A 10,937-nucleotide genomic window follows, 5' to 3' on the forward strand; every position below is an offset into this window, starting at 1 on the left:
ATGAGGGGGGCTGACGTGACGAAGCACGCCAGGCGCTCGCTCCGCGAGGAGTTCGCCACCCGGGTCGTGGTGGCCGACGGGGCGATGGGCACCATGCTCCAGGCCGCCGACCCCACCATGGACGACTTCACGGGTCTGGAGGGCTGCAACGAGATCCTCAACCTGACCCGTCCCGACATCGTCGCCTCCGTGCACGACGCCTACTTCTCGGTGGGCGTGGACGCGGTGGAGACCAACACGTTCGGCGCCAACCTGGCGGCGCTCGCCGAGTACGGCATCGAGCACCGCGTGTACGAGCTGTCGGAGGCCGGAGCGCGCATCGCCCGCTCCGCCGCCGACGCGCACACGGCCGTCGACGGCCGGCCCCGCTGGGTGCTCGGCTCGATGGGCCCGGGCACGAAGCTGCCGACCCTCGGGCACGTCACGTACGAGCCGCTGCGCGACGCCTTCCAGAAGAACGCGGAGGGCCTGCTGCGCGGCGGGGCGGACGCGCTGCTCATCGAGACCTCGCAGGACCTGCTCCAGACGAAGGCGGCCGTCATCGGCGCCCGCCGGGCCCTTGACTCCCTCGGCCTCGACCTGCCGGTGATCGTGCAGGTGACCGTCGAGACGACGGGCACCATGCTGCTCGGCTCCGAGATCGGCGCCGCGCTCACGGCCCTGGAGCCGCTGGGCATCGACATGATCGGCCTCAACTGCGCCACCGGCCCGGCGGAGATGGCGGAGCACCTGCGCCATCTGTCCCGGCACGCCCGGATCCCGGTCTCGGTGATGCCGAACGCCGGCCTGCCGGTGCTGACCTCGGACGGCGCGCACTATCCGCTGTCGCCGGAGGAACTGGCCGACGCGCAGGAGGCGTTCGTACGCGACTACGGCCCGGCGCTGGTCGGCGGCTGCTGCGGTACGACGCCCGAGCACCTGCGCGCGATCGTGGAGCGGGTGCGCGGCGCGGCCGTGCCGGTCCGCACGCCGGTCGTCGAGCCGGGTGCCTCGTCGCTCTACAGCCATGTGCCGTTCCGCCAGGACACCTCGTACCTGGCGATCGGCGAGCGGACGAACGCCAACGGCTCGAAGAAGTTCCGCGAGGCGATGCTGGAGGGCCGCTGGGACGACTGCGTCGAGATGGCGCGCGACCAGATCCGCGAGGGCGCACACATGCTCGACCTGTGCGTGGACTACGTGGGCCGCGACGGCGTCGCCGACATGGCGGAGCTCGCGGGGCGCTTCGCGACGGCGTCGACGCTGCCGATCGTGCTCGACTCGACCGAGGTGGCGGTGCTCCGGGCCGGCCTGGAGAAGCTGGGCGGCCGCGCGGTCGTCAACTCGGTCAACTACGAGGACGGCGACGGCCCCGAGTCCCGGTTCGCGCAGGTCGCGGGCCTGGCGCGGGAGCACGGCGCGGCGCTGATGGCGCTGACGATCGACGAGGAGGGGCAGGCCCGTACCGTCGAGAAGAAGGTCGCGATCGCCGAGCGCCTGATCGCCGACCTGAGCGGGAACTGGGGGATCAGGGAGTCGGACATCCTGATCGACACGCTCACGTTCACCATCTGCACGGGCCAGGAGGAGTCCCGCAAGGACGGCATCGCCACCATCGAGGCGATCCGCGAGCTGAAGCGGCGCCACCCGGACGTCCAGACGACCCTGGGCCTGTCCAACATCTCCTTCGGCCTGAACCCGGCCGCCCGGATCGTGCTGAACTCGGTCTTCCTCGACGAGTGCGTGAAGGCGGGCCTGGACTCGGCGATCGTGCACGCGTCGAAGATCCTGCCGATCGCGCGCCTGGAGCCGGAGCAGGTCGAGGTCGCGCTCGACCTGATCTACGACCGGCGCCGCGAGGGCTACGACCCGCTGCAGCGCCTGCTCGAACTCTTCGAGGGCGCGACGGCGAAGTCCCTGAAGGCCGGCAAGGCGGAGGAGCTGCTCGCGCTTCCGCTGGAGGAGCGCCTGAAGCGGCGGATCATCGACGGCGAGAAGAACGGCCTGGAGGCCGACCTCGACGCGGCGCTCGTCGAACGCCCGGCCCTGGAGATCGTGAACGAGATCCTCCTCGACGGCATGAAGACGGTCGGCGAGCTGTTCGGCTCCGGCCGGATGCAGCTGCCGTTCGTGCTCCAGTCCGCCGAGGTCATGAAGACGGCCGTGGCCTACCTCGAACCCCACATGGAGAAGTCGGATGCCGACGGCAAGGGCACGATCGTCCTGGCGACTGTGCGCGGTGACGTCCACGACATCGGCAAGAACCTCGTCGACATCATCCTCTCCAACAACGGCTACAACGTGGTCAACATCGGCATCAAGCAACCGGTGTCGGCGATCCTGGAGGCCGCCGAGGAGCACGCCGCCGACGTGATCGGCATGTCCGGTCTGCTGGTGAAGTCCACGGTGATCATGAAGGAGAACCTGGAGGAGCTGAACGGCCGCGGCCTGGCCGCCAGGTACCCGGTGATCCTCGGAGGGGCGGCCCTGACCAGGGCGTACGTCGAGCAGGACCTGCACGAGATCTACCAGGGCGAGGTCCGCTACGCCCGTGACGCCTTCGAGGGCCTGCGCCTGATGGACGCCCTCATGGCGGTCAAGCGGGGCGTGCCGGGCGCGGCCCTGCCGGAGCTCAAGCAGCGCCGGGTGCCCAAGCGGGAGACGCCGCTGCTCGACGAGGTGCGGGAGCCCGAGCCGGCCGGCCGTTCCGACGTGGCCGCCGACAACGTCGTACCGGAACCGCCGTTCCTCGGCACGAGGGTCGTCAAGGGCATCCAGCTCGCCGAGTACGCGAGCTGGCTGGACGAGGGCGCCCTGTTCAAGGGCCAGTGGGGCCTGAAGGACAAGGAGACCGTCGAGTCGGAGGGCCGGCCGCGGCTGCGCGGCTGGCTGGACCGGCTCCAGACGGACCACCTCCTCGAAGCGGCCGTGGTGTACGGCTACTTCCCCTGTGTGTCCAAGGGCGACGACCTGATCGTCCTGGACGAGGACGGAGGCGAGCGGACCCGCTTCAGCTTCCCCCGCCAGCAGCGGGGCCGCCGCCTCTGCCTGGCCGACTTCTTCCGCTCCGAGGAGTCCGGCGAGATCGACGTCATCGGCCTCCAGGTCGTCACCGTCGGCTCCCGGATCGGCGAGGAGACGGCGAAGCTGTTCGCCGCCGACGCCTACCGCGACTACCTCGAACTGCACGGCCTGTCCGTGCAGTTGGCCGAGGCGCTGGCCGAGTACTGGCACGGCCGGGTGCGCCGGGAGTGGGGCATCGCGGGGAACGACCCGGCCGGCATCGAGGGCATGCTGCGCACCGAGTACCAGGGCTGCCGCTACTCGCTCGGCTACCCGGCCTGCCCCGACCTGGAGGACCGGGCGAAGATCGCCGAGCTGCTGCGGCCGGAGCGGATCGGCGTGGAGCTGTCGGAGGAGTACCAGCTGCACCCCGAGCAGTCGACCGACGCCTTCGTGGTCCACCACCCCGAGGCCAGCTACTTCAACGCGGGAGGCCGACGCCTGTGAATCCGACCTTCTCGTTCGAGTTCTTCCCGCCGAAGACCGACAAGGGCGAGCAGACGCTGTGGGACGCGATCCGTCGCGTGGAGGCGCTCGCGCCGGACTTCGTCTCCGTGACGTACGGCGCGGGCGGCTCCTCCCGGGACCGCACCATCGACGTCACCAAGCGCATCGTCACCGAGACCACCCTGCGGCCCGTCGCCCATCTGACGGCCGTCGGCCACTCGGTCGCCGAGCTCCGCGCGATCATCGGCGCCTACGCGGACGCCGGCGTCCGCGACGTCCTGGTGCTGCGCGGCGACCCGCCGGGCGACCCGCGCGGCGCCTGGACGCCGCACCCGGACGGCTTCACCTACGCCTACGAACTCGTCGAGCTCGTACGCTCGTTGGGGGAGTTCCGGATCGGCGTGGCGGCCTTCCCGGAGGGCCATCCGCGCTCGGCGAGCCCCGAGAGCGACCTCGCGCACTTCGTCGCCAAGTGCCGGGCCGGCGCCGACTACGCCATCACCCAGATGTTCTTCGACCCGGAGGACTACCTGCGGCTGCGCGACCGGCTCGCGGCGGCCGGCTGCGACACCCCGGTCATCCCGGAGATCATGCCCGCGACCGACGTCCGGCAGATCCGCCGCTTCGCCGAGCTGTCCGACGCGGCCTTCCCCGAGGACCTGGCCCACCGCCTGGAGGCGGCGAAGGACGACCCCGCCGCCGCGTACCGCATCGGCGTCGAGCACGCGACCGCGATGGGTCTGCGGCTGCTCGACGAGGGTGCGCCGGGCCTGCACTACATCACGCTCAACAAGAGCACCGCGGCCCTCGAAATCCACAGATCGATCCAAGCCCAAGCCCCAAGGAGCCTCGCACGTGTCTGAGTCCGCTGTGTTTTCCGACTACAAGGTCGCCGACATCGGTCTGGCGGAGTTCGGCCGCAAGGAGATCACCCTGGCCGAGCACGAGATGCCGGGGCTCATGGCGATCCGCCGCGAGTACGCCGCCGCCCAGCCGCTGGCCGGCGCCCGCATCACCGGGTCCCTGCACATGACCGTGCAGACCGCCGTCCTCATCGAGACGCTGGTCGCGCTCGGCGCCCAGGTGCGCTGGGTGTCCTGCAACATCTACTCCACCCAGGACCACGCCGCCGCCGCGATCGCCGCCGCCGGCATCCCGGTCTTCGCCTGGAAGGGCGAGACGCTGGAGGAGTACTGGTGGTGCACCGAACAGGCGCTGACCTGGCCGGGCGCCGACGGCCCGAACATGATCCTCGACGACGGCGGCGACGCCACGCTCCTCGTCCACAAGGGTGTGGAGTACCAGAAGGCGGGCAAGGTCCCGGACCCGTCGACCGCCGACAACGAGGAGTTCCGGATCGTCCTGGAACTGCTCGGCAGGACCACGCTGGACTGGTCGGCGATCGCGTCCGGCATCCGCGGCGTGACGGAGGAGACCACCACCGGCGTCCACCGCCTGTACGAGATGCACCGCGAGGGCGCGCTCCTCTTCCCGGCCATCAACGTGAACGACGCCGTCACCAAGTCGAAGTTCGACAACAAGTACGGCTGTCGCCACTCGCTCGTCGACGGCATCAACCGGGCGACGGACGTCCTCATCGGCGGCAAGACCGCCGTGGTGTGCGGTTACGGCGACGTCGGCAAGGGCTCGGCGGAGTCGCTGCGAGGCCAGGGCGCCCGGGTCATCGTCACCGAGATCGACCCGATCTGCGCGCTCCAGGCGGCGATGGACGGCTACCAGGTCACCACCCTGGAGGAGGTCGTCGAGACCGCCGACATCTTCATCACCACCACGGGCAACAAGGACATCATCATGGCGTCCGACATCGCCCGCATGAAGCACCAGGCGATCGTCGGCAACATCGGCCACTTCGACAACGAGATCGACATGGCCGGCCTCGCACGGATCCCCGGCATCGTGAAGGACGAGGTCAAGCCGCAGGTCCACACCTGGACCTTCCCCGACGGCAAGGTCGTCATCGTCCTTTCCGAGGGCCGCCTGCTCAACCTGGGCAACGCGACCGGCCACCCGTCCTTCGTGATGTCCAACTCCTTCGCCAACCAGACGATCGCCCAGATCGAGCTGTTCACCAAGACCGAGACCTATCCGGTCGGCGTCCACGTCCTGCCCAAGCACCTCGACGAGAAGGTCGCCCGCCTCCACCTCGACGCCCTCGGCGTCAAGCTGACGACCCTCCGCCCCGAGCAGGCCGCGTACATCGGCGTCCCGGTCGACGGCCCGTACAAGCCGGACCACTACCGCTACTGACGGAGAGCGCCATGACATCGTCGACATCGTCCGCAACCGTCCGGCCCGCCGTCGATCCGTCCCGGACCGCCCCGCCCACCCTGCTGGGCAGACCCCGCTGGTTCGTCACCCTGTTCGCCACGGACATGTGGGAGCGGTTCAGCTTCTACGGAATGCTGGCCATCCTCTTCCTGTTCGCCTCCGCCCCGGCGGCGAACGGCGGCCTCGGGCTGACGAACTCCGACGCCGGCATGCTCTTCGGCATCTACACCGCCGCGATCTTCCTCGCCTCCCTCCCCGGCGGCTGGCTCGGCGACCGCGTCTTCGGCAGCTACCGGGCGACCCTGTACGGCGCCGTGGTCATCGCCTCCGGACACCTGCTGATGGCACTGCCGACAGCGCCGACGGTCTACGCCGGGCTGCTCCTGATCGCCGTCGGCACCGGTCTGCTGAAGCCCAACATGGCAGGGCTGCTCAGCGCCTTCTACCCGCGCGAGGCGACCGCCGAGCGGGACGCCGGCTTCGCCGTCTTCTACACCTCCATCCAGATCAGCGGCCTGATCGCGCCCCTGGTCGTCGGCGGCATCGGCGAGGGCCTGAACTGGCACGCGGGGTTCGGCGTCGCGGCGGTCGGCATGGGGCTCGGAGTCTGGCAGTACGTCCGCGGCTCGGCCTCCTTCGGCGAGGTCGGCCGCGCCGCCACCCGCCCGCTCCCGCCGGCCGAACGCCGCCGCTTCCTCCGCCTCTCCACGGCCGCGATCGCCGTACCGGCCGCGCTCTTCACCGCGGACGCGCTGGCCGGCACCTTCACCATCCGTCACGTCCTCACCCTGGTCGCGGTCCTCAGCCTCGCCGTACCCGTCGGCTGCTTCTGGACCCTCCTGCGCCACCGGGACATCTCCGCACCGGAACGGACCCGCCTGCGCGCCTACATCGCGCTCTTCCTCGCCTCCGCCCTCTTCTGGGCCCTGCACGTCCAGGGAGGCTCCCTGCTCAACCTGTTCGCCCGGGACGCCACCGACCGCGACATCCTCGGCCTGCGCCTCCCGGCGAGCTGGTTCCAGTCGGCGACCCCGCTGGCCATCCTGCTCTGCGCGCCCTTCTTCGCGTGGCTCTGGGTGCGCCTCGGCGCGCGCATCAGCGCCACGGCGAAGTTCGCGCTCGGCATGTTCGCCATGGGCGGCTCCATGCTCCTCATGTCCCTGGCCGCCTGGCACGCCCACTCCGTCGGCCGGGTCTCCCCTCTCTGGCTCATCGGCACCTTCCTCCTCACCGGCGCCGCCGAGGCAGCCCTCGCCCCGGTGGGCATGAGCGTCGCCACGGCCATCGCCCCGGCGCCCTTCCTCAGCCAGGTCGTCGGCGTCTTCTGGCTCTCCGCGGCCCTGGGCGCCGGCCTCGGCGGCAACGCCATGAAGCTCGCGGGCACGTCGACTCCAGGAGCCGGTCTGTTCCTGACCCTGGGCGCCGTGTCTGTGGCGACGGGCGCGGTGCTCCTTCTCGTGGCTCGCCCTCTGGCCCGGCGGTTGGGGGTCTGAGCGGGGCGCGGAAGGAGCCGCCTGACCGTGCGGCACCGGCGGCAGTCACCTTCCCCGCGACCCCGGGCCGTACGGGGGGAGCCCGAGCGTGACGAGGGTCGCGGCCACGGTCCGCCCGGAGGCGGGCCGCCCCGGCCGGGCGGCGGAGGGCCGCCGCGACCGCTGCGAACGGTGTACTCCCGCCTCCCGGGAGCCGGCTGCGGCGGAGAGCGTGGAGGCGCGTCCCGCCGTACGCGGGTCGGCGAGGATCCGCGCGCAGGCGGCGGCGTCCGGGCGGGCCTCGGGGGAGCGGTCGGTCATCGCCGTGAGCAGGCGGACGAGTTCCGCCGGGAGACCGGACGGCAGCGACGGCGCGCGGTGCAGGTGCGCCAGCGCCGCCTCCAGTGGCGCTCCGCCGTACTCCGCCTCGCCCTTGAGGGTTTCGAGCAGTACAAGCCCGAGGCTGTACACGTCGGCCGCAGGCCCCGTTCTGCGGCCGAGGGCCTGCTCGGGCGCCATGTACGAGGCGGTGCCGACGAGGGTGCCCGCGCCCTCGGGGGCGTCGTCCGCGGGCTCGACGCGGCGGGAGATGCCGAAGTCCGTGAGGTGTGGGATCTCCGTCCGGTCCAGCAGGATGTTCGACGGCTTGACGTCGCGGTGGACGACGCCGTGGTCGTGCACATGGGCGAGGGCCGAGGCCAGGGCGGCCCCCGTCCGGCAGGTCTCGGCGGGCGTGAGGACCCCGCGGGCGATCCGCCGCCGCAGGGTCGTCCCCCGGACCAGCTCCATCACCAGGAACGGCCGGCTCCCGTCGCGGCCCGTGTCGTAGAGGGTCACCAGTCCGGGATGGTGCATCCGGGCCAGCAACCGGGCCTCCTCACCGCACTGGACGTCGGTCCGGCGGCCGCCAGAGGGCCGGAACACCTTCACCGCCACGGGGCGCCGCAGCCGTAGGTCCAGCGCCTCGTACACGTCCGCCGCTCCGCCCCGGCCCAGAAGACGGTCGAGCCGGTAGCGCCCGGCGACGGTACGGGCCGTCCACATGACGTCCGGATGCGCGGGCCTTGCTCGGACCTTCATCGGGAGCTCCCTGGGGGTGTGGCCGGCCCGCCGCCGACGGGCCGGGAGCCGGGTGCGTCGCCCGCCGGTCGTGCGTCGCGGGCCCGTGGCTGAACGCGTGCCCCGTCCCTCCATGAACATCCCCCGCAGGACGGCGAATCGACGGTCCGGCACGCTCACGGTCCGGGAGGGACCCGGTCCGGACGCCTCCGAGGACGGCGGAATGATCCCCGGAGACCCGGGTACGCGGACGCTGTCCAACCCGCAGGGGAGGAGCAACCAACCATGGGTCTGGGACTGTTCATCATCATGATCGCCGTCGGCGCCATTCTCACGTTCGCGACCGACTGGCATCTCGAAGGGGTCGACCTCGATCTGGTCGGCCTGATCCTCATGGGCGTCGGCCTGCTCGGGACCGCCGTCTACACCAGCGTGCTGCGCCGCCGTCGGATGGTGGTCCCGCCGGTGGCGCCCACGGTCACCGACGACGAACGCCGTGACCTGCTCTGAGGCGGCCCGCGCGTCCGGCGCCGCGCCCTGCACGAACACAGCGACAGAGGAGTGACAGCGATGACCGACCATCTGTGGTCCTTCAGTGCCGAGTCCGGCCATCTGGCGGGTACCGACCTCACCGGGTGGCGCGTCGAGGCCTGCGACGGGCACATCGGCAAGGTGGACAAGCACTCCGACGAGGTGGACGACTCCTACCTGGTCGTCGACACGGGCGTCTGGATCTTCGGCAAGGAGGTGCTCGTCCCGGCGCGGGCGGTGACCCGCGTCGACCTGGAGGAGCGGACCCTGTACCTCGCCCTGTCGAAGGAACAGGTGAAGGACTCGCCCGAGTTCGTCTCCGACAAGCACCTCGCGGACCGCCAGTACCGCGAGGAGATCGGCCAGTACTACCGCGCGTCCTGGCCCTTCGGGGGAGGCATGGGCGGCCTCTGACGGCCGCCGGTCCGCCCCGGTACGCGCAAGCTCAGCAGCACGTCCCCGACGGGAGGACGATTCCCGTCCGAGAGAAAGGTGTCGCCATGTCCAAGGTGGAGGAGTCGGTCGAGGTCGAGGTCCCGGTGCGCGCCGCGTACGACCAGTGGACCCAGTTCGAGACGTTCCCTCTCTTCATGGACGGCGTGGAACGGATCGAGCAGCGTACGGACACGCTCACCCACTGGGTCACGGAGATCGGCGGTGCGCGGCGCGAGTTCGACGCCGTCATCACCGAGCAGATCCCGGACGAACGCGTCGCGTGGACGACGGTCGAGGGCGAGGCCCGCCAGGCGGGCGTCGTCACGTTCCACCGCCTCGACGCGACCCGGACGAAGGTCATGCTCCAGATGGACTTCGCCCCCGAGGGCCTGACGGAACAGGCGGGCGACAAGCTCGGGTTCGTCAGGCGCAAGGTGGCCGGCGACCTCAAGCGCTTCAAGTCGTTCATCGAGGAGCGCGGCGGCCTGCAGACGGGCGGCTGGCGCGGATCGGTCTGAGGCCGACAGAAGCTGAGGGGCGGCCCCCGGGATGGCGGGGGCCGCCCCTCTCCGTGCCGGACGAGGTCCGTCGTCCTCCGGTGCTCAGCGCCCACCGGAAGGGAGGTTCTCCTTCAGGTTTAGCGTGCGGGAGTCCGGCGAGACGAAGCCCATGACTGCCTCGGAGAACAGCGGACGGAACCACTTTCCCCGGACCCGCCTCTGCGCCGTCCCGGACCACCCAGACCTGACGCGGGTGGACGACCCCGACGTGGACGAACGGTACGAGCCGGTCGCTCTCGGGGAACCGCGCGTCCTGCCCGCGCCGTTCGCCGGGAAGGCCCGCGCGGCCGCGTACACGGCCCGCGGCGCCGGGCGCGACCTGTGGGCCGCCGCGCGTGCGCAGCGGGGCGTGACGGCCGGTGCCGCAGCCGGCACGGCGGCCGTGCTCGCCCTCGCGTACGGGTGGGGGCGCCGGGCCGGGCGCCTGGCCGCGCGTCGCGACCTCGGCCCGATGGCCCTCTTCTTCGAACGCCGCTGAGCGGGCGGGCCCTTCCCGCCCCGTAGGAGGCCGGTGCGCGCGGGTACGCCGTCCGGCCGTTTCCCCTCACCTTTCCCTCACCGTCCTCATGGAGGTCGATCCGCATGGTCCCCCTGCTTCTGGTACTGCTGCTCGCTCTGCTGCTCTTCGGCGCCGGCTTCGCCGTCAAGGCGCTGTGGTGGATCGCCGTCATCGTGCTCGTCGTATGGCTGCTGGGCTTCGTGGCCCGGCCGAAGGGCGGCGCGGGCCGCTGGTACCGCTGGTAGGCGGCCCCGGCGGCCCCGGCGGCCCCGGCGGCCCCGGCGGCCCCGGCGGCCCCGCGGCGCGCGCCCGTGGCGTGACCGAGCCCGGCACCTCCGTCAGGAGCGTGCCGGGCCGTCGCATGCCCTCTGCCCGGGCCGGAGGGGAGGGGTTTCGGCCAGATGACCCGGCACCGCGCTCCTCCAGTCGATCACGGAGCGGTAGTGTCGTCATGATTGTCGTACGGCAACGATCGCGGCAGCCGGAGCCGTCCCGGGGGAGCGGACGTCCGGCGCGGGGGCGCGGGGGGCGCGGCCGGGCCGCCCGCCGCCGGGGGGGGGGGCAGGCGGTCGGGGGGTTTTTTGGGGTAACCCGGTGTCAAAA

At 71.7% G+C, this 10,937-nt stretch carries 10 protein-coding genes; 9 read left to right on the forward strand and 1 reads right to left on the reverse strand.

Annotated elements, in window-relative coordinates; all coding sequences use genetic code 11:
* The 4 genes from metH to ACWEJX_RS00835 are packed head-to-tail and all read left to right on the forward strand — an operon-like array spanning position 1 to position 7,271.
* Positions 1-3,489, forward strand: coding sequence for a methionine synthase (gene metH, locus ACWEJX_RS00820; protein WP_451605393.1), 3,489 nt, complete (start codon positions 1-3; stop codon positions 3,487-3,489).
* Complete coding sequence (gene metF / locus ACWEJX_RS00825; protein ID WP_451605394.1) at positions 3,486-4,352, forward strand: methylenetetrahydrofolate reductase [NAD(P)H]; 867 nt, start codon at positions 3,486-3,488, stop codon at positions 4,350-4,352. The genes metH and metF overlap by 4 nt, the downstream gene beginning before the upstream one ends.
* Positions 4,345-5,757, forward strand: coding sequence for an adenosylhomocysteinase (gene ahcY / locus ACWEJX_RS00830; protein ID WP_451605395.1), 1,413 nt, complete (start codon positions 4,345-4,347; stop codon positions 5,755-5,757). Before metF ends, ahcY begins: the two co-directional genes overlap by 8 nt.
* Before the next feature lie 11 nt (positions 5,758-5,768).
* Positions 5,769-7,271, forward strand: coding sequence for a peptide MFS transporter (locus ACWEJX_RS00835; protein ID WP_451605396.1), 1,503 nt, complete (start codon positions 5,769-5,771; stop codon positions 7,269-7,271).
* 45 nt (positions 7,272-7,316) lie between these two features.
* Here the strand turns inward: ACWEJX_RS00835 and ACWEJX_RS00840 are convergent, their stop codons facing one another.
* Complete coding sequence (locus tag ACWEJX_RS00840; RefSeq protein WP_451605397.1) at positions 7,317-8,330, reverse strand: serine/threonine-protein kinase; 1,014 nt, start codon at positions 8,328-8,330, stop codon at positions 7,317-7,319.
* Positions 8,331-8,594: 264 nt separating this feature from the next.
* On the opposite strand from ACWEJX_RS00840, the gene ACWEJX_RS00845 reads away from it, so the two are divergent.
* The 5 genes from ACWEJX_RS00845 to ACWEJX_RS00865 all read left to right on the forward strand — a co-directional run bounded on the left by ACWEJX_RS00845 (position 8,595) and on the right by ACWEJX_RS00865 (position 10,579).
* Positions 8,595-8,819, forward strand: coding sequence for a DUF6458 family protein (locus ACWEJX_RS00845; RefSeq protein ID WP_451605398.1), 225 nt, complete (start codon positions 8,595-8,597; stop codon positions 8,817-8,819).
* A 60-nt stretch (positions 8,820-8,879) separates the two neighbouring features.
* Positions 8,880-9,254: a PRC-barrel domain-containing protein gene (locus ACWEJX_RS00850; protein ID WP_451605399.1), complete on the forward strand. Its 375-nt coding sequence runs from the start codon at positions 8,880-8,882 to the stop codon at positions 9,252-9,254.
* Between the two features lie 86 nt (positions 9,255-9,340).
* Complete coding sequence (locus ACWEJX_RS00855; RefSeq protein WP_451605400.1) at positions 9,341-9,793, forward strand: SRPBCC family protein; 453 nt, start codon at positions 9,341-9,343, stop codon at positions 9,791-9,793.
* Between the two features lie 151 nt (positions 9,794-9,944).
* The gene (locus ACWEJX_RS00860) at positions 9,945-10,313 is read left to right on the forward strand and encodes a hypothetical protein (protein WP_451605401.1); all 369 of its coding nucleotides are present in this window, start codon (positions 9,945-9,947) and stop codon (positions 10,311-10,313) included.
* 104 nt (positions 10,314-10,417) lie between these two features.
* A complete protein-coding gene (locus tag ACWEJX_RS00865; protein ID WP_451605402.1) occupies positions 10,418-10,579 on the forward strand; it encodes a hydrophobic protein in 162 nt (53 codons plus the stop codon).
* Positions 10,580-10,937 lie beyond the last annotated feature (358 nt).

Source organism: Streptomyces sp. NPDC004788, assembly GCF_053601115.1.